This is a genomic window from Nonomuraea helvata (assembly GCF_039535785.1).
GTDB classification, from domain to species: domain Bacteria; phylum Actinomycetota; class Actinomycetes; order Streptosporangiales; family Streptosporangiaceae; genus Nonomuraea; species Nonomuraea helvata.
The window spans coordinates 519048-537172 of the sequence record NZ_BAAAXV010000009.1 but is presented as its reverse complement, the minus strand read 5'-3'; the positions used below and the strand labels follow the sequence as shown (position 1 = coordinate 537172).

Sequence of the window (18125 nt, the reverse complement as noted above, 5' to 3'; positions counted from 1 at the left end):
CCCGCCCCCTCCCTCCAGGGGCGGGGCACGAGGGTCAGAGCTTCTCGAGCGGGGCGTAGGCCAGCAGCAGCGTCTTCTCCCCGCCACCGCCAAAGTCGATCTTCACCTTGGTCTTCTCGGCCACCCCGTCCACGGAAACCACCGTGCCCAGGCCGAACGCGTCGTGCGTCACCCGGTCGCCGGGCGCCAGCGAGGGCACCTTGCGCCCACCGCTCTTGGCGGGGGCCGGGCGGGCGGCGGGCTCCCGCCGGGTGGCCGCGCTCCAGGCGGACTTCTCCGGGTCCGTACGCCAGTCGATGAGCTGCCCCGGCACCTCGTTGACGAACCGCGAGGCCGGGTTGAACGAGGGCGCCCCCCAGGAGCTGCGCACGGCCGCCCGCGTGATGTAGAGCCGCTTCTGCGCCCGGGTGATCCCGACGTACGCCAGCCGCCGCTCCTCCTCCAGCTCCTTGGGCTCCCCGAGCGACCGGATGTGCGGGAACACCCCGTCCTCCATGGCCGTCAGGAAGACGACCGGGAACTCCAGCCCCTTGGCCGTGTGCAGGGTCATCAGAGTGACCACCCCCTGCCCGCCGTCCGCCTCGGGGATCTGGTCGGCGTCGGCCACGAGCGACACCTGCTCCAGGAACTCCACCAGCGTCCCCTCCGGATTGGCCTCCTCGAACTCGGAGGCGACGGAGATGAGCTCGTTGAGGTTTTCCAGCCGCGACTCGTCCTGCGGATCCTCGGACGCCTCCAGCTCGGCGCGGTAGCCGGTGGCCACCAGCACCTCCTCGGCCAGCGCCGACGGCGGCATGCCCTCGCCCTTGGCGATCAGCTCCTCGACCAGCGCGACGAACTCGCGTACCGCGTTGAGCGAGCGGGTGGCCATCCCGTACGCCTCGTCGGCCCGGCGCAGCGCGTCCCAGAACGAGATGCGCTCGCGCGACGACAGCGCCTCGATCATCGCCTCGGCGCGCTCGCCGATGCCGCGCTTGGGCACGTTGAGAATGCGGCGCAGCGACACCACATCGGCCGGGTTGGCGAGCACGCGCAGGTACGCCAGCAGGTCCTTGACCTCCTTGCGCTCGTAGAAGCGCACGCCCCCGACCACCTTGTACGGCAGCCCGGTGCGGATGAAGATCTCCTCGAACACGCGGGAGGCGGCGTTGGTGCGGTAGAAGACGGCGACGTCGCCCGGCCTGACGTCCTCCTCGTCGCTGAGCCGGTCGACCTCCTGGGCCACGAACATGGCCTCGTCGTGCTCGTTGTCGGCGACGTACCCGACGATCTTGGGCCCGTCGCCCTGGTCGGACCAGAGGTTCTTGGGTTTGCGCGACTCGTTGCGGGCGATGACCGCGTTGGCGGCGGCCAGGATGTTCTGGGTGGAGCGGTAGTTCTGCTCCAGCAGGATCGTGCGCGCGTCGGGGTAGTCGCGCTCGAACTCCAGGATGTTGCGGATCGTCGCGCCGCGGAAGGCGTAAATGGACTGGTCGGCGTCGCCCACCACGCACAGCTCGGACATGTCGGCGCCCGACCTGACCAGCTCGCCGTCGGTCGTGCGCAGCTCGGGATGCCCGACCAGCTCCCTGATCAGGATGTACTGGGCGTGGTTGGTGTCCTGGTACTCGTCCACCAGCACGTGCCTGAACCGCATCCGGTAGTGCTCGGCCACGTCGGGGAAGAGCTGGAACAACGTCACCGTGTTCATGATGATGTCGTCGAAGTCCATCGCGCCGGCCTCGGTCAGCTTGAGCTGATAGGCCTTGTACGCCTGCGCGAGCGTCTTCTCCAGGTGCGAGCCCGCCTTGTCGAGCGCGGTCTCGTAGTCGATCAGCTCGTTCTTGAAGTTGCTGACCTGGGCCGAGAACGAGCGCGGCGGGTAGCGCTTGGGGTCGAGCTCCATCTCCCTGCAGACCATCGCCATGAGCCGCTGCGAGTCGGCCTGGTCGTAGATCGAGAAGCTCGACGGGAACCCCAGCCGCTTGGCCTCCCGCCGCAGGATGCGCATGCAGGCACTGTGGAACGTCATCACCCACATCGCCTTGGAGCGCGGCCCGACCAGCTTGTCGATGCGCTCCTTCATCTCGCGGGCGGCCTTGTTGGTGAACGTGATCGCCAGGATCTCGCCCGGATGCACGTCGCGCTCGGCCAGCAGGTACGCGATGCGATGCGTGAGCACCCGCGTCTTCCCGGATCCCGCCCCCGCGACGATGAGCAGCGGACTGCCATGATGGATCACGGCCTCGCGCTGCTGCGGGTTGAGGCCGTCCAGCAGGGGGTGGTCTACAGAGACTTGGGTGGGCACCTACCTAGGTTAAGACGCCCCACCGACAATCGTTGACCGGAATGCCATCCGAGGGGCCCGCGGTTGTCCTTCGTAGAACATCAGAAAGGGGAGCCATGCTGCCGGAAGCCGAGATCAACAGGGTCCTTGTGGTGACCGCCCACCCAGATGACGTCGATTTCGGAGCGGCGGGCAGCGTGGCGCTGTTCGTCGACAAGGGGGTCGAGGTCACGTACTTGCTGGTGACGGACGGGGATGCGGGCGGCAACGAACGTACTCTGGACAACTCCGGCATGGCCGAGCTCCGCAGGACCGAGCAGCGCACCGCCGCCAAGGCGGTCGGCGTCACGGACGTGCGCTTCCTCGGCTACTCCGACGGGCAGGTGGTGCCCTCGCTGGAGCTCAGGCGCGACATCTCACGCGTCATCCGCCAGGTCCGGCCGGACCTGGTCATCACCCACCACCCGGACCGCAACTACCAGCACGTCGCCCCCAGCCATCCCGACCACCGGGCGGTGGGCGGCTGCGCCCTGGACGCCGTCTACCCGGACGCCCGCAACCCCTACGCCTACCCTGAGCTGGTCAAGGACGAGGGCCTGGCGGCGTGGACCGTACGCGAGGTGTGGCTCACCGGCGGCTCGTCCCCCAACCACTGGGTGGACATCACCGAGGCCATGGACCGCAAGCTCGCGGCCTTGCAGTCACATGTGAGCCAGGTCGCCCACGTGGAGGGCTTCATCGACTTCGTCAAGACCCGCTTCGCCGCCTGGGGCGAAGAGGCCGGCCTCCCCGCCGGCCACTACGCGGAGGCGTTCCAGGTCGTCCCCACGGCCTGACCTCTGCCCAGGGCTCGTCTCTAGGGCACGGACCCTGGGCGCACCACCCAGAGCGACGGCTGACCGGTGGCTTCGGAGATGACGTCGAAGTCGCGGTCGTAATGCAGGATCGTCGCCCCGTGCACCTCCGCACAGGCGGCGATCAGCAGATCGTTCGGCCCGAGGCCGCGGTGCTGAGACCGTTCGACGAGCTGTCTCTGCACGTCCAGCGCTCTCGCCTGGACCTCCTGGTCCACTGGGAGGGATACGCACTGCCGCTGGGCGTGCAGGATGCGCTGATAGTGCGCGTAGTCGCGGGCGCTGTAGAGCACCTCCAGGTCGATGATGGCGCAGGTCGCCACGACGCGGGCCGCGTAGAGCGGATGAAGAGCCTTGGCGACCACATCGCTGGTGCGTATGCGAGCCAGTGCGCTCTTGTCGAGGAGATACATCACTCCAGTCGCCGCCACGCATGCTTCATGATCTCCGGATCCAGCAGGTCCGGGCTCCCCTCCGTGCGCCAGAACTCGAACGCCTCGATTGCGCTCGCCCTTTCCGCGTCCCTGTCGACGACCGCCTGAAGCGCCGCGCGAACTGTTTCCTTCATGGTCGGGGCGCCCAGCTTCCGCTGCGCCCTCTCCAGAAGGTCCTTGTCGATGTCGATTACTGTACGCATGCAGTATCACCTCTCTGCTCCTATCGTATATCAGAATTGATGATCTTGATATACGCACTTCTCAGGGCGGCACCGGCCCTGAGAAGCCCGCGGCAGAGACGGTAAAGCACCAGGCGAAGACGGGTATGGAACGCTCCATCTGAAGATGAAGGAACTTGGACCGGCGGAGGAGAAACCTCACGCCCGGCATGCCAAAGATCCACCGGACGTTACCCACTCTCCGTAGCCAACCCGGGCAAAAGCCCTACTTTCGCTTGGCGGCGATCCGGGCGAAGAGGTAGCCGAAGGAGTTGGTGGCGACGTGGAGCATGGTGGGGGCCAGCAGACCGCCGTGACGGCGCAGCTCGCAGAACAGCACCCCGGCCGCCGCCGTGGACACCACACTCCCCGCCACCACCCGTGCGGTGTCGAGGTGGGTGGAGGACTCGGCGGACGTCAGGGCGCCCAGCGCGGGGTTGGCGCGGGCCATGTCGATCGCGGGGAGGATGTGCCACAGGCCGAACAGCGCCGAGGAGGTCGCCGTGGCGGCGACCGTGCCGTGACGCCGGCGCAGCATGGCGTACAGGGCGCCCCTGAAGCCCACCTCCTCCAGCAGCACGGTGCCCATCGGGACCTGGAGCAGGGCCTCCTCCAGGGCGCGGGCGCGCGAGAGCGACAGGGCGCGCTCGTCGAGGAAAAGCGGCCTGGTGCGGGGGTTCGCGATGCCGACGGTGTAGACGGCGGCCACCGCCGCCGCCAGGGCACCTCCTGTCAGGGCGCCCCGGCGGCCGTGCTCGAACCCCAGCTCCTGCCACGACAGGCCGGACCGGCGAGCCATCGCGACCAGGGCGGCGGTCGCCGCGGCCGAGGTCAGGGGCGCCAGGCGAGGGGCGACCTTGTTGTTCATGATGTTGGCGGCGGTGAGTATGGCGATCGAGCGGATCAACACCCTTGCAGGCTACGTCGCGCCTCCGCCCCGGGCGGGGTGAAGGAGCTACGAAGCGGCGGGGCGGCGCCAGCCGGTGGGGAAGCGGGTGCGGCGGCGTTCCTCCGGGGTGAGGCCGCCCCAGATGCCCTCCGACTCGCCCGCACGTAACGCGTACGAGCGGCACTCCTCGATGACCTGGCAGCGGGCGCACACCGCCTTGGCGCGGGCCTCCTGCAAGGGGGTGGGGGCTAGGGGGAAGAAGAGGTCAGGGTCGCTGGACCTGCACGCACCCCTGCGCAGCCAGCCGATCTCCTCCAAAGGCATGGGTCAAAGGTAGAGCGTGGTCATGATCAGACACATCATCCTCTGGGTTGACCCGTGCGTACATCCCCGAGTTGGACCCAGGCACGAATGTGCACATCCCAGGAGGGCGATGCTCAGCAGGCGCTCACCCCCCTCTTCCAACCCGTCGCGAACGACGCCTGGCGCCGCTCGGCCGTCCCGTGCGCGGACGGGTTCAGCCAGTCGTCCGTCGGGTCGCCGGCGGCCTCCAGGCTCAGGAGCAGCTCGTCCTCGTCGCCCGGCTGCGTCTCCAGCGCGCCCGAGCCGACCAGGGACGAGAGGGTGCCGCCCGCGTAGCAGTCGGCCTGCAGCTCCATTTGTACGTTCAGCTGGAAATCGGTCTGGAGCTGTGCCTGCACGGCATGCCCGAGCTCATGCGGAATGATCACATAGACCGACCCGTCACCCATCTCGTTCCAGAGCGACTCCATCCAATCCTGGTCGTAGGCGATGAAGTGTCCGACAGGACAGTAAAAGGCGTTGTTCGGGACGGCGGGCTCATTGCCGCACTTAGGGCCAGAATTACCGGAATAGGGGACGAAGTCAGCGATAGGCCGATAAGTGCGCCCGAGCCGCTGAAAGTACTGCTTCCAGAACTCCTCCGTCAGCGTACGAGCGGTCCGCACGTCGTCCTCGAACGAGTCGGCCCCCCTCGCGTCCATGGACCGCGGCCTCGCGAGGCCGCAGGCGCCCAGGAGCAGGACCAGGCCGATGATCAGGATGCGCTTCACGGAAGTCACACGTCCCACATGTGCACGGGCTCATTCGAGTGCATCCGCTCGATGTACCCGAGTGTCATGGATCGCAACGCTTCATGCCGATCTCCTCCGTGCGCGCGTACGCGGTCCACCTGCCAGCTCGCCCCCGTACGGCCCGTCAGGCAGCGGCCCTCGATGATGCCGAGCAGCCGGTCGGCGACGGGACCGTTCACGCCCCACTTGGCCAGACCCTCGTGCGCCATGGGGAGGAGGCGGCGCAGGATCAGCTCGGCCGCGGGCACCTCTCCCATTCCCGGCCAGTAGAGCCGCGCGTCCAGCCCGTGCCGGGCCGCCGCGGCGAGGTTGTCCTCCGCCGCCTGGAACGACATCTGACTCCAGATCGGCCGTTCGGCGTACGGCAGCACGCGCATCAGCCCGTAGTAGAACGCGGCGTTGGCCGCGATGTCGGCCACGGAAGGCCCGGCAGGCAGCACGCGGTTCTCCACGCGCAGGTGCGGGACCCCGTCCACCACCGCGTACACCGGCCGGTTCCAGCGGTAGATCGTGCCGTTGTGCAGGGTCAGCTCATGAAGGTGCGGGATGCGTCCCTGTTCGAGCTCGGTACGCGGGTCCTCGTCCTCACAGAGCGGCAGCAGGGCGGGGTAGTAGCTGACGTTCTCCTCGAAGAGGTCGAAAACACTCGTGATCCACCGCTCCCCGAACCACACCCGGGGCCGCACGCCCTGCGCCTTCAGCTCGGCCGGCCGCGTGTCCGTGGCCTGCTCGAACAGGGCGATCCTGGTCTCGCGGTGCAGCTCCTTGCCGAACAGGTAAGGGGAGTTGGCCGCGAGCGCGATCTGGGGCCCCGCGATGGCCTGGGCGGCGTTCCAGTGCGAGGCGAACGCCTCCGGGCTGACCTGCAGGTGCAGCTGCACACTGGTGCACGCGGCCTCGGGGGCGACGCTGTCGGCATGGGTGTCCAGGCGTTCGACGCCCTCGATGCACAGATGCAGGTCCTCCCCGCGGGCCGCGAAGATCTGCTCGTTGAGCAGGCGGTAGCGGGGGTTCGCGGAGAGCGTGCCCTCGCCGATGTCCTGCTCGCGCAGCGTGGGCAGGATGCCGATCAGGACCAGGTGGCCGTCCTGGGAGCGGGCGCGCTCCTCGGCGTGGTTGAGCCGCGCCCTGACGTCGTTCTCCAGGTGCAACGCGCCGTCGCCGCTCAGCTCCTGGGGCTCGATGTTGATCTCGATGTTGAACTGTCCCAGCTCCGTCGCCCAGTCCGGCTGCTCGATGGCGGCCAGCACCTGGGCGTTGCGCATGGCGGCCTCGCCGTACGCGTCCACGATGTTGAGCTCGATCTCCAGGCCGGCGAGGGGGCGTTCGAACTCGAAGCGGGACTCGCGGAGCATCTGGGCGAAGACGTCGAGACATCGACGCACCTTTTCCCGATATTTCCGGCGATCTTCCCGACTGAACACGACGACTGGCACGTCCCTGCCCATAACAGGAAATGTGCCACGTCAGAACCGACAAGACCAGAGCCGCGTCGATCCGACCTCACGCACCATACGCAGAAAGCCCCGCGCGGCGCGAACCGCACGGGGCTTTGAAACGCGAGCAATCAACGCGCCTGCATGATTTCCCGCATGAGCTGGGCGGTCTCGGAGGGGGTCTTGCCGACGCGGACGCCGACCTTCTCCAGAGCCTCCTTCTTGGCCTGGGCGGTGCCTGCGGAGCCGGACACGATCGCGCCCGCGTGCCCCATGGTCTTGCCCTCCGGCGCTGTGAAGCCCGCGACGTAGGCCACGACCGGCTTGGTGACGTGCTGCTCGATGTACGCGGCGGCCCGCTCCTCGGCGTCGCCGCCGATCTCGCCGATCATCACGATCGCGTCCGTGCCCGGGTCCTCCTGGAACGCCTGGAGCGCGTCGATGTGCGTCGTGCCGATCACGGGGTCGCCGCCGATGCCGACCGCGGTCGAGAAGCCGAAGTCACGCAGCTCGTACATCAGCTGGTACGTGAGCGTGCCCGACTTCGAGACCAGGCCGATGCGGCCGGCGGTGGTGATGTCGGCCGGGATGATGCCCGCGTTGGACGCGCCGGGGGAGGCGATGCCGGGGCAGTTGGGCCCGATGATGCGGGTCTTGTTGCCCTTGGCGACCGCGTACGCCCAGAACTCGGTCGAGTCGTGCACCGGCACGCCCTCGGTGATCACGACGCAGAGCGGGATCTCGGCGTCGATGGCCTCCTTGACCGCGTCCTTGGTGAACGCCGGCGGCACGAAGACGACCGACACGTCCGCGCCGGTCTTCTCCATGGCCTCCGCGACCGTGCCGAACACGGGCAGGCCCTCGTGGGTGATGCCGGCCTTGCGGGCGTTCACGCCGCCGACGACCTTGGCGCCGGAGGCGAGCATGCGGCGGGTGTGCTTGGTGCCCTCACCGCCGGTCATGCCCTGAACGATGATCTTGCTGTTCTCAGTCAACCAGATGGCCATGGGTCACGCACCTACCGCAGCGAGCTCGGCGGCCCGCTTGGCCGCGTCGTCCATCGTGTCTACCAGCTCGACCCGCGGGAGTGCGGCGTCGGCCAGGATCTGCCGCCCGAGCTGGGCGTTGTTGCCGTCGAGGCGGACCACAAGGGGGTGGGTCACGGCCTCGCCACGGCTCTCCAGCAGCTTGAACGCCGAGACGATGCCGTTGGCGACGGCGTCGCAGGCGGTGATGCCGCCGAAGACGTTCACAAAGATCGACTTGACGCTCGGGTCGGAGAGGATGATCTCCAGACCGGCGGCCATGACCTCGGCCGAGGCGCCACCGCCGATGTCGAGGAAGTTGGCCGGGGACGGCTTGCCGGGGAACTGCTCGCCCGCGTAGGCCACCACGTCGAGGGTGGACATGACCAGCCCCGCGCCGTTGCCGATGATGCCGACGTCGCCGTCGAGCTTGACGTAGTTGAGGTCCTTCTCCTTGGCCTTGGCCTCGAGCGGGTCCTCGGCCGCCTTGTCGGCGAGCGCCTCGTGGTCGGCCTGGCGGAAGGAGGCGTTCTCGTCGAGCGTGACCTTGCCGTCGAGGGCCTTCACCTGGCCGTCGGCCGACAGGATCATGGGGTTGACCTCGACGAGCGTGGCGTCCTCGTCGACGAAGCAGCACCAGAGCTTCTCGATGAGCTCGGCGGCGCCGTCGAGCGCCTTCTCCGGCAGGCCGCCGGCCACCGCGATCTCGCGAGCCTTGGCGCGGTCGATGCCCGTCAGCGCCGAGACCGGCACCTTGGCGACCTTCTCGGGCGAGGTGTGAGCGACCTCTTCGATGTCCATGCCGCCCGCCGCGGAGCAGATGGCGAGGAATGTACGGTTCGCGCGGTCGAGCAGGAAGGAGAAGTAGTACTCCTCCGCGATCGCGCTGGCCTCCTCCACCAGGACCTTGTGGACCGTGTGGCCCTTGATGTCCATGCCGAGGATGGCTTCGGCCTTGCTGACCGCGTCGGCGGCGTCGTCGGCCACCTTCACGCCGCCGGCCTTGCCTCGGCCGCCGGTCTTGACCTGGGCCTTGACGACAACGCGGCCGGTCAGCTCCTCGGCGGCCGACCGCACCTCCTCCACGTTGTGTGCGACGATGCCGCGTGGCACCGGGATGCCGTAGTCGGCGAAGAGCTCTTTCGCCTGATGTTCGAACAGGTCCACGAGGGTCCGTCCTCTTCCACTTGGTCGCTCGCCCTCTGTCGGGTTCGCGCCCTGCTATTCCGACTGATGTTCGACGGCCCGGGCAACTGCGCTGATGGTCGCATCCGCTTCGCCGCTCGTTGGCATCGTTCGTTGCCCTCTCGCGGCGAGCTCCTACGCTCAGGGGTGCGTGCCGGGCGTTTCCGCCGGTAAAGCCTAGCCCGAAGCTTGACCTGCCCAGGTCATCGGGGCATGGTTCTCTCGCTGTGTGACGGTGATCTCACTTCTCCAGAACCCGTACTGCACGAAAAATACACGGTTTTGGCGGCTTCTGACACGGTTCTCGAGATATGTTCGTGATCTTCTATTGGCAGGATTCTGCTCCCTCTCCTTTTGAATCCGAAGGAATACGAATGAAGCGAATTCTCGCGGGCCTGGCGTTAACCACGGTCGCCGCGCTCGTGACTGCGACCCCGGCCGCGCAGGCCGCGCCGGTGGATCCGGTGAAGGCGCTGAAGAAGCAGTTCGTCGCGGGGCACGGGGTGCGGATCACCGAGACGACCCGGCTCACCCTGGACGGCAAGAGCGCCGGCGCCTCCACCCGGACCTCTGGAACGTTCGAGTTCGGCAAGAAGGGCATTGTCGCCTCCGACATCAAGAGCCACGGGGCGGGCGGCGACAAGTCCCTGGCGGGTGCGTACGGCCCGCCGCGCGTCGTCACGGTCGGCGGCTACAGCTACGTCCAGGGCGGGTTGTTCAGTGAGAACCTGCCCGACGGCAAGACGTGGGTGCGCTACACCGGGGAGGCTTCCGGTGGCACCTACAACCAGACGCTCGACATCTTCGAGCCGAAGGTGCTGAAGGCGATCGTCTCCCACGCCAAGAGCTTCAAGGGCGGCACGTACAAGGGCTCCCTTACCTACAAGGATCTGGCCAAGGCGTACGGGCAGAAGATCGGCGGCCGGATCGCCAATATCAAGATCGACTATGCCCTGCAGGTCAACTCCAAGGGCCTGGCCACTCAGCTGACGTCGGGCTGGACCATGGATCTCGGCATCCTGGGCAAGACCCGCTCTGTCACCGAGACCCGGTACATCGGCTGGGGCTCCAAGGTCAAGATCAAGGCTCCGGCCGAGGACCAGTGGATCGACGTCGCGAACCTCGGTGAGGACAGCAACGTCCCGCAGGAGATCCCGAACAGCGCGCTGAACTCGCTCGCCAACTAGCCCGTACCCGGCCTCCTCCCGCCCTGCCGGGCAGGAGGGGGCCCTTTTGTGATGAGGATGCCTATGAAGCGAGTTCTCGCGGCGGCGGTGGCCGCCGCGGCACTGGTCACCGCCTCGCCCGCACAGGCGGCCGTCGATCCGGTCAAGGCTCTGAAGAAGCAGTTCGTCGCCGGCCACGGCGTCACGATTTCAGAAGTCTCCCGAACGCAACAGGAGGGCAAGAAGCTGGAGTATCTCCGAATGACCGGCACTTTCGCGTTCGGCGAGTCGGGCGTGGTCGCCTCTGACATCACCCTTCGAGGTGCCCTCAAGCCCTCATCGGAAGCCGCCCTCCGTTTCCTGATCATCGGGAAGAAGGTCTACGCCCAGAGTGCGGGGTTCAAGCGCGAACTTCCCGAAGGGAAGTCATGGCTGCTCTTGGACGACGCGTCCAATGCGTCCGCCACCACTCAGCCCATCGACATCTTCCGATCCGGGAAGTTGAAGAGCCTGCTCTCGCATGCCAAGTCGGCCAAGGGCGGCCTCTACCGCGGCTCGTTCCATGGGGACAGGGAGCGCCAGGCATTCGACTATCGGCTGAGCGTCAGCTCCACGGGCCTGCCCAGCCGGTTTCACACCAGCTCGAAATCCGACTACGGCACGTTGGGCTGGTATCGAGAGACGACTGACAGCCGATACACCGCCTGGGGTCACAAGGTGACGATCGAAGCTCCTCCAGAGGACCAAGTGATCGACATCAAGGATGCCGAAGCCGCCCTCGACGAGGTGCTGGAGGAGATCCAGGTCATCCCGAACGAGGCGCTCGCCACCCGATAGGTGATCTTCAGCCCGCGCGCCGGCCCACCTGCCTCCGCGCGGGCATCGAGCGCAGGTTGCAGGTGGCCGAGCACGGCGTGCATCCTGGCGGTCAGCCCGGCCGCGATCGGGCAGGCGGCGCCGGTCTAGCCGAGCCGGGACTCCCGGATGCGCGCCCATTCGAGCGAGTGCCTGATGCCGTCCTCGATGGAGTGGCCCGCCTGCCAGTCCAGCAGGCGGCGGGCCAGGTCGCTGCGGGTGTAGGCGCCGGCCACGTCACCCGGGCGCGGGGCCGCCTCGACGACCTCGATCGGGCGGTCGACGACGCGATTGAACGCCTCGGCCAGTTCCCGGACGGTGGTGCCCGCGCCGGTGCCCAGGTTGATCACGTCGGCCTCCAGCGCGTCGAAGCGGCGCAGCGCCGCCACGTGGGCGGTGGCCAGGTCCCAGACGTGGACGTAGTCGCGGATGCCCGTGCCGTCCCTGGTCGGGTAGTTCGTGCCGGTGATCTGGAAGGGCACCCCGTCCTCGTACGCCTCGATCATCTTGCCCAGGGCGTGGCTGGGGCGGCGCAGCTGCAGGCCGGTGCGCATCTGGGGGTCGGCGCCGATCGGGTTGAAGTAGCGCAGGGAGAGGATCCTGATCGGGTGACCGGCGGCGATGTCGGCGAACATGGCCTCGCACACCGCCTTGGTCCGCGCGTAAGGGCTCTGGGGGTCGAGCGGGGACTCCTCGTCAACGGTGTGGTCGTCGCCCGTGCGGTAGATGGAGGCAGAGGAGCTGAAGATCATCCGGGTGCAGCCGTTGCGGAGCAGGTGATCGACGAACTCGAGGCTCTTGGCGACGTTCGCGCGGTAGTAGCCGACGGGGTCGGCCACGGAGTCCGGGACCACGATGAGCGCGGCACAGTGGACGACAGCCTCAATATCCGGATTTTCGGTAAATATCTTGTCGATCAGCGGCCCGTCGCTGATATCCCCTTCATAGAACACCCGCCCCTCAGCGAACTCCCGCCTGCCCGTGACGAGACTGTCCAGAATGACGGGCTCGATCCCGGCATCGAGGCACGCGGACGCGACAGTGCTCCCGATATATCCGGCCCCTCCGGTAACCAATACACGCATCCGCGCTCCCAGCGTCGGTCGGTCTGTTGCAGGACTCATCATCGTGTACAGCCGCGCCGGCGGGCGCATCCTCTCCCATGGCTCTCCCGCGGCGACCGGACCCCCGTGGGCCGCGTCCGCGCCCCATCCGGGTTCACAAAGTGGGCAAGGGGCGGCGCGTCAACCAAGCGCTGGTCGGGAAACCTTGAGAAAATCGCCTACTGTGACGGCGATTCTCGACCAGTTGCGGACTGCCCCCCGCTCGATGCTCGGCAAGCTCCCCGGTGTCCCGGGCGACGACGACGAGACGAGGCGGCCGCTGCCGGTGTCGGGGATGCTGGCCGCCGCCGCCACCCTGGGCGTCGGGCTGGCCGCGCTCACCACACTCACCCTCGTCGGCTGGATCGCCGCGCCGGGCGGCACGCTGGGCGTCGGGCTGCCGGGCGTGTTCCGCACCGCGGCCCAGCTCTGGCTGGTCGCGCACCACGCCGGGTTCGCGATCCCCGGCGGGCGGGTCGGGCTGCTGCCCCTGGGGCTGACGATCCTGCCCGCCGTCCTGCTCTATCGCGCCGCCCGGTGGATGGCGCGCGACGCGGACCTGCGACTGCGCCTGCCTGCCCGGCTGCCGAAGAACAGCCCGAAGGAGCAGGCCAGGGCCCGCCGGCGGGCCCAGCTCATCCTGGTGGTGCAGGCCGGGGTGTCGCTGGCGGCGCCGTACGCGCTGCTCGCGGGGTTGATCGCGCTCGCGGCGAGCAACGAGATCACCCAGCCCTACATCGGCGAGGCGCTGCTCAGCCACTTCGTGCTGGCGTTCCTGGCGGGGTCGCTGGCGACGGCGCGGATGATCGGTCCCTGGCGGGTGATGCTGCGGCTGCTGCCCGAGCGGGTACGCGCGCTGACCGTCGGCACGGCGGTCGCCACGGCCGTGCTGCTCGTGGCCGGGCTCGCGCTGGTGCTGGTCGCCGTCGTGCTGAACTTCGGGCAGGTCAAGGACCTGTCCAGCGTGCTCTCGCCCGGGTTCGTGGGCGGGGTGCTGCTGTTGCTGCTGCAGGTGCTCTACCTGCTGAACGCCGTCATCTGGGCCTCCTCCTACATCGCCGGGCCCGGGTTCGCCATCGGCGCCGACACCCTGGTCGCGCCCACCGGGGTGCAGCTCGGCACGGTGCCGAGCCTGCCGCTGCTGGGGGCGTTGCCGGAGAGCGGGCCCGTTCCGGTGTGGATGATGGCGGTGATCGCGCTGCCGTTCGCGGCGGGGGCCGTGGCCGGGGTGATGGTGGCCAGGATCTCGCCGTCGCCGTCCTATGAGGCCGCGCCGCTCTGGGGATTCCTCAGCGGGGTCGTCACCGGGCTCGTGGCGGGGGTGCTGGCCGCGCTGTCCGGCGGGCCCATCGGCGGCGGCCGGCTGGCCACAGTGGGGCCCTCGCCCTGGGAGGTGGCGCTGTCGGTGGCGCTCGAGGTCGGCGTGGCCGCGGGCATCTCCGCCGGGGTGACCAACCTGCTGCTGCTCAACAAGCGGGCCCGTACGCCGCTGGACAAGGCGGCCGCTCCGGTGCGCAAGGCGGGCGCCGCCATCGCCAAGGCGGCGAGCAAGGTGGGGCTGGCCGAGTCCGACCCGCGCCCCCTGCCCGGCCACTGGATGGACGCGACCGAGGCCGACACCCAGGAGATCCCGGTCATCAGGGACGACTGGCAGGACGAGCACGCCTCGGCAGAGGCGGAGACCCTCGCCCAGGCCCGCCCGCGCCCACCGGAGCCGGCGGCGCGCCCGCCGCGCAAGGACATCGTGGACGAGTCGGACGACCGTGGCGGCCATGTGATCTACGTCGACCCGTACGCCTGGGACCGCGACTAGGCCAGGAGGCTAGGGCTGCATGGCCCCGAGCACCTCGAGCACGTCGGCGGGGAGCTTGCGCTGGGCCGCGTCCCTGAACTGCGTGAAGCATTCGCCCTGCGCGGAAACGGTGCCGGCGCCCTTCATGCACTCCTGGTAGGCGGAGTACTCGTCCATCAGGTACAGCTGCATCCCCGTGGCCATGGCCGACAGCGCCAGCGCGATCGAGGAGATGGTGATGCCGCCCACAGCGGCGCCTGTGGTCCGGCCCGAGGCCTTGAGCAGCGGGAACGCCCGGATCCCGGCCATCAGCGCGAACAACGCCATGACCAGTCCGGCGAGCGGCAACATGAACGTCATGGCCAGCGCTGCGATGGACAACCAGATCGCTCGGCGGCCCGCCGAATCAGCGGGCTGCTGGCCTGCCGGTGCCTTCACCGGTGTCGACACCTGACCTCCTCTGCGTCGCCGGGTGAGGAACAGATACCCTGTCAGCCCCACCCTGTTTCCTTTTTGGAGTGCGCGTGTCTAAGGCTGGGCGGCTCGTCGTCCTCGTCTCCGGCTCTGGAACCAACCTACAGGCCCTGCTGGACGCTTCTGCCGACCCGTCGTACGGTGCTCGCGTGGTCGCGGTCGGCGCCGACAGGGATGGGATCGAGGGGCTGGCCAGGGCGGCGAGGGCGAACGTACCAACTTTTGTCGAAAAATTGGGCGATTACCCGACGAGGGCGGAATGGGATGCCGCCATCGCGGCCAGGATCGCCGAGTACGAGCCTGACCTGGTGGTTTCGGCGGGCTTCATGAAGATTCTGGGTCCGCCGACCTTGGACGCCTTTCCCGTGCTGAACACTCATCCGGCGCTGCTGCCGTCGTTCCCCGGCGCGCACGGCGTGCGGGACGCGCTGGCCCACGGGGTCAAGGTGACCGGCTGCACGGTGATGCTGGCCGACGAGGGCGTCGACAGCGGGCCGATCATCGCCCAGGAGGCGGTGCCCGTGCTCCCGGACGACGACGAGGCGGTCCTGCACGAACGCATCAAGACCGTCGAGCGGCGCCTGCTCGTCGACATGGTCGGCCGGATGGTCCGCGAGGGCTGGACGGTCAGCGGACGCATCGTCCGCATCGGCAACCAAACAGGAGGGGAATCCACGTGACTCGCATCGCCATCCGGCGCGCGCTGATCGCTGTTTACGACAAGTCCGGGCTCGAGGAGCTGGCCAGGGCCCTCGACGGCGCAGGGGTGGAGATCGTCTCGACCGGTGGCACCGCCGCCGCGATCTCGTCGTTCGGGATCCCGGTGACGAAGGTCGAGCAGCTCACCGGGTTCCCTGAGTGCCTGGACGGGCGGGTCAAGACGCTGCACCCGCGCGTGCACGCCGGACTGCTCGCCGACGTCACCAAGCCCAGCCACGTGGCGCAGCTGGAGGAGCTGGAGATCGACCCGTTCCAGCTCGTCGTGGTGAACCTCTACCCGTTCCAGGAGACGGTGGCCTCCGGCGCGTCCGACGAGGAGTGCGTCGAGCAGATCGACATCGGCGGGCCGGCCATGATCCGCGGCGCCGCGAAGAACCACAACACCTGCGCCGTCGTGGTCGACCCCGCCTTCTACGGCGACGTGCGCGACGCGCTGGCCGAGGGCGGCTTCACGCTGACCGAGCGCAAGCGGCTGGCGGGCATCGCCTACGCGCACACGGCCTCGTACGACGTGGCGGTGGCCAACTGGTTCGCGCGGACGTACGGGGAGGGCGGGTTCCCCGAGTTCACGGGGGCCGCCTATGAGCGCAAGGCCACGTTGCGGTACGGCGAGAACCCGCACCAGAGCGCCGCGCTCTACGTGGGTCGGGCGGACGGCCTGGCCAACGCCGAGCAGTTGCACGGCAAGGAGATGTCGTACAACAACTACCTCGACTCCGACGCCGCGTGGCGGGCCGCCTGGGACTTCGCCGAGCCGTGCGTGGCCATCATCAAGCACCAGAACCCGTGCGGCATCGCGATCGGCGCCGACGTGGCCGAGGCGCACCGCAAGGCGCACGCGTGCGACCCCGTGTCGGCGTACGGCGGAGTGATCGCCGTCAACCGCACGGTCACAGCCGAGCTGGCCAGGCAGATCTTCGACATCTTCACCGAGGTCGTCATCGCGCCGTCCTACGAGGAGGAGGCGCTGGAGGTGCTGCGGGGCAAGAAGAGCCTGCGCCTGCTGCGCTGCCCGGAGGGGCCGTCGCGGACGACCGAGTTCCGAGAGATCGACGGCGGGCTCCTGGCGCAGACCGTGGACAAGGTGGACGCGACCGGCGACTCGGCCGCGCAGTGGGAGCTCAAGACCGGCGCGCCCGCCACGCCCGAGCAACTGGCCGACCTGGAGTTCGCCTGGCGCGCCTGCCGCTCGGTGAAGTCGAACGCCATCCTGCTGGCCAGCGACGGGGCGACCGTGGGCGTGGGCATGGGCCAGGTCAACCGGGTGGACTCGTGCCGCCTGGCGGTCGCGAGGGCGGGGGACCGGGCGGCCGGGGCGGTCGCGGCCTCGGACGCGTACTTCCCGTTCCCGGACGCGCCGCAGGTGCTGATCGACGCCGGCGTACGCTTCATCGTGGAGCCGGGCGGCTCGATCCGGGACGAACTCGTCATCGAGGCCGCCGAGAAGGCCGGGGTCACCCTCTACTTCACCGGCACCCGTCACTTCTTCCACTGATCCTCGACCCGTCCAGAGGCCACCCGGACCGCCCCCACGAGCGCGCTCGGACCGCTACCACGGCAGCTCTCGGCCCACCCATCACATGGGATCAGGGCCGCCGGCTGCGTGACGGCCGAGCCGCCGGTTACAGGGGCGGCCGGGCTGCCCGCTGCGGAGACCGCCTGAGGACGAGTGGCCCGTCGGCGTGGACTCGGACCACCGGACGCGGGCATCCCTGGGCGTGCCGTGTCCGGTTTCGGGGCCGAGCATCCGCGGGATGCGGTTAGCCTGATGCTCCCCCATCTTGCCGATCCTCACGGAGTTCGCCTTGCTCGAGCCGATCCTGCGCGCATTCGTCACCATGAACGGCATCGCCACCAGCCCCGCCGTCCTCCTGGTGCTCGCCTTCATCGGTGCCTATCTCGGCAGCCGCGTCGTCGAGATCATCCCGTTCACCCGCCGGATCATCGAGCGCCGCGAAGCGCAGGCCCTCGAGCGCGAGTAACTTACGGGGACCGCACCCTCAGAGGAGTCCGCCGGCCCGGCGCAGGCGCGGCACGCGCTGACGCCCGGGTTCACCTCTCCACCGTCCCGTCGGGGTCGGTCAGAATCAGCTGGTCGCGTGGGTCGTACACCAACCGCAGCACATCCCCGACCCGCTCCCAGGCGATGCCTTTGAGTCGTGGCCTCATCGCCGCATCAGCCAATCTCTGAGATGGGATTTGGCAGCAGCGTGGCAGCCGTGCGCATGGATCCTGCATGGATCCCGCATGGGGAAGAAATTGATCTTTAGGAGTAGCGGTGGCCGAAAGGCTCCATAGGGCTCGTCAGCCAGACAAACCATCGAAAAAGTCGTTGAGCCATTGAGCCAGCGTCACCGGGTGCGTGAGGATGACCCCGGAGACGATGAGTGCCGGAACGAGCACGATGTATCCGAGGACGAGTCCGCCCACCGCCAGGCCGTGCCCGGCCCTGAGGCCACGTTTGGTCTTCGTGGTGGCCACATGGCCCAGGACGACGGCCACGATGGACGGGAAGCCGAACAGGCACCAGCTCCCGAAGAGTCCGATGATCCCGAAGATGAGGCTGGTCACGGCGACGCCCGACGTCGGCGGCGGGGTGCACGAGGTCGCG

General features: G+C 68.6%; 19 protein-coding genes. 7 read left to right on the top strand and 12 right to left on the bottom strand.

Annotated elements, in window-relative coordinates:
* Positions 1-34 precede the first annotated feature (34 nt).
* Positions 35-2287: a DNA helicase PcrA gene (gene pcrA / locus ABD830_RS35040; RefSeq protein WP_446686092.1), complete on the bottom strand. Its 2253-nt coding sequence runs from the start codon at positions 2285-2287 to the stop codon at positions 35-37.
* Between the two features lie 95 nt (positions 2288-2382).
* Here pcrA and ABD830_RS35035 point away from each other — a divergent pair, with 95 nt between their 5' ends.
* Entirely contained in the window at positions 2383-3102 is a 720-nt protein-coding gene (locus ABD830_RS35035) for a PIG-L deacetylase family protein (protein WP_344997377.1), read from the top strand.
* Between the two features lie 20 nt (positions 3103-3122).
* Here the strand turns inward: ABD830_RS35035 and ABD830_RS35030 are convergent, their stop codons facing one another.
* The 8 genes from ABD830_RS35030 to sucC form a co-directional block, all read right to left on the bottom strand.
* On the bottom strand, positions 3123-3551 hold the full coding sequence (locus tag ABD830_RS35030) for a PIN domain nuclease (protein ID WP_344997375.1): 429 nt from the start codon (positions 3549-3551) through the stop codon (positions 3123-3125).
* Entirely contained in the window at positions 3533-3757 is a 225-nt protein-coding gene (locus ABD830_RS35025; RefSeq protein WP_344997373.1) for a type II toxin-antitoxin system VapB family antitoxin, read from the bottom strand. Before ABD830_RS35025 ends, ABD830_RS35030 begins: the two co-directional genes overlap by 19 nt.
* A gap of 244 nt (positions 3758-4001) precedes the next feature.
* On the bottom strand, positions 4002-4685 hold the full coding sequence (locus ABD830_RS35020) for a CPBP family intramembrane glutamic endopeptidase (RefSeq protein ID WP_344997371.1): 684 nt from the start codon (positions 4683-4685) through the stop codon (positions 4002-4004).
* A gap of 45 nt (positions 4686-4730) precedes the next feature.
* Positions 4731-4988, bottom strand: a complete 258-nt coding sequence (locus ABD830_RS35015) for a WhiB family transcriptional regulator (RefSeq protein WP_344997369.1) — start codon at positions 4986-4988, stop codon at positions 4731-4733.
* Positions 4989-5101: 113 nt separating this feature from the next.
* Complete coding sequence (locus tag ABD830_RS35010; RefSeq protein WP_344997367.1) at positions 5102-5746, bottom strand: neutral zinc metallopeptidase; 645 nt, start codon at positions 5744-5746, stop codon at positions 5102-5104.
* Positions 5743-7143: a glutamate-cysteine ligase family protein gene (locus tag ABD830_RS35005; protein WP_344997365.1), complete on the bottom strand. Its 1401-nt coding sequence runs from the start codon at positions 7141-7143 to the stop codon at positions 5743-5745. Before ABD830_RS35005 ends, ABD830_RS35010 begins: the two co-directional genes overlap by 4 nt.
* Positions 7144-7325: 182 nt before the next feature.
* Positions 7326-8201, bottom strand: coding sequence for a succinate--CoA ligase subunit alpha (gene sucD / locus ABD830_RS35000; protein ID WP_344997363.1), 876 nt, complete (start codon positions 8199-8201; stop codon positions 7326-7328).
* 3 nt (positions 8202-8204) lie between these two features.
* Positions 8205-9386, bottom strand: coding sequence for an ADP-forming succinate--CoA ligase subunit beta (sucC, locus tag ABD830_RS34995; RefSeq protein WP_344997361.1), 1182 nt, complete (start codon positions 9384-9386; stop codon positions 8205-8207).
* A gap of 392 nt (positions 9387-9778) precedes the next feature.
* Between sucC and ABD830_RS34990 the strand changes: the two genes are divergently transcribed.
* Entirely contained in the window at positions 9779-10591 is an 813-nt protein-coding gene (locus tag ABD830_RS34990; RefSeq protein WP_344997359.1) for a hypothetical protein, read from the top strand.
* A 63-nt stretch (positions 10592-10654) separates the two neighbouring features.
* Complete coding sequence (locus tag ABD830_RS34985; protein WP_344997357.1) at positions 10655-11407, top strand: hypothetical protein; 753 nt, start codon at positions 10655-10657, stop codon at positions 11405-11407.
* Positions 11408-11532: 125 nt separating this feature from the next.
* Here ABD830_RS34985 and galE read toward each other — a convergent pair whose 3' ends face one another.
* On the bottom strand, positions 11533-12510 hold the full coding sequence (gene galE, locus ABD830_RS34980; RefSeq protein ID WP_344997355.1) for a UDP-glucose 4-epimerase GalE: 978 nt from the start codon (positions 12508-12510) through the stop codon (positions 11533-11535).
* A 202-nt stretch (positions 12511-12712) separates the two neighbouring features.
* Here galE and ABD830_RS34975 point away from each other — a divergent pair, with 202 nt between their 5' ends.
* Positions 12713-14341, top strand: a complete 1629-nt coding sequence (locus ABD830_RS34975) for a cell division protein PerM (RefSeq protein ID WP_344997353.1) — start codon at positions 12713-12715, stop codon at positions 14339-14341.
* Positions 14342-14350: 9 nt separating this feature from the next.
* On the opposite strand, the gene ABD830_RS34970 is transcribed toward ABD830_RS34975, so the two are convergent.
* Complete coding sequence (locus ABD830_RS34970; RefSeq protein ID WP_344997351.1) at positions 14351-14770, bottom strand: hypothetical protein; 420 nt, start codon at positions 14768-14770, stop codon at positions 14351-14353.
* A 74-nt stretch (positions 14771-14844) separates the two neighbouring features.
* Between ABD830_RS34970 and purN the strand changes: the two genes are divergently transcribed.
* From purN to ABD830_RS34955, 3 genes are all read left to right on the top strand, one after another.
* Positions 14845-15474, top strand: a complete 630-nt coding sequence (purN, locus tag ABD830_RS34965) for a phosphoribosylglycinamide formyltransferase (protein WP_344997349.1) — start codon at positions 14845-14847, stop codon at positions 15472-15474.
* The gene (gene purH, locus ABD830_RS34960; RefSeq protein WP_344997347.1) at positions 15471-17009 is read left to right on the top strand and encodes a bifunctional phosphoribosylaminoimidazolecarboxamide formyltransferase/IMP cyclohydrolase; all 1539 of its coding nucleotides are present in this window, start codon (positions 15471-15473) and stop codon (positions 17007-17009) included. The genes purN and purH overlap by 4 nt, the downstream gene beginning before the upstream one ends.
* A gap of 286 nt (positions 17010-17295) precedes the next feature.
* Complete coding sequence (locus ABD830_RS34955) at positions 17296-17496, top strand: hypothetical protein (RefSeq protein WP_344997345.1); 201 nt, start codon at positions 17296-17298, stop codon at positions 17494-17496.
* A gap of 322 nt (positions 17497-17818) precedes the next feature.
* Here the strand turns inward: ABD830_RS34955 and ABD830_RS34950 are convergent, their stop codons facing one another.
* Entirely contained in the window at positions 17819-18085 is a 267-nt protein-coding gene (locus ABD830_RS34950) for a DUF4190 domain-containing protein (protein WP_344997343.1), read from the bottom strand.
* Positions 18086-18125: the final 40 nt, after the last annotated feature.

Bases quoted from the DNA above. Each gene is read 5' to 3' on its own strand.
- galE (WP_344997355.1), bottom strand. From the start codon at position 12,510: ATGCGTGTATTGGTTACCGGAGGGGCCGGATATATCGGGAGCACTGTC.
- ABD830_RS35025 (WP_344997373.1), bottom strand. From the start codon at position 3,757: ATGCGTACAGTAATCGACATCGACAAGGACCTTCTGGAGAGGGCGCAG.
- ABD830_RS35035 (WP_344997377.1), top strand. From the start codon at position 2,383: ATGCTGCCGGAAGCCGAGATCAACAGGGTCCTTGTGGTGACCGCCCAC.
- ABD830_RS35015 (WP_344997369.1), bottom strand. From the start codon at position 4,988: ATGCCTTTGGAGGAGATCGGCTGGCTGCGCAGGGGTGCGTGCAGGTCC.
- ABD830_RS34990 (WP_344997359.1), top strand. From the start codon at position 9,779: ATGAAGCGAATTCTCGCGGGCCTGGCGTTAACCACGGTCGCCGCGCTC.
- ABD830_RS34985 (WP_344997357.1), top strand. From the start codon at position 10,655: ATGAAGCGAGTTCTCGCGGCGGCGGTGGCCGCCGCGGCACTGGTCACC.
- sucD (WP_344997363.1), bottom strand. From the start codon at position 8,201: ATGGCCATCTGGTTGACTGAGAACAGCAAGATCATCGTTCAGGGCATG.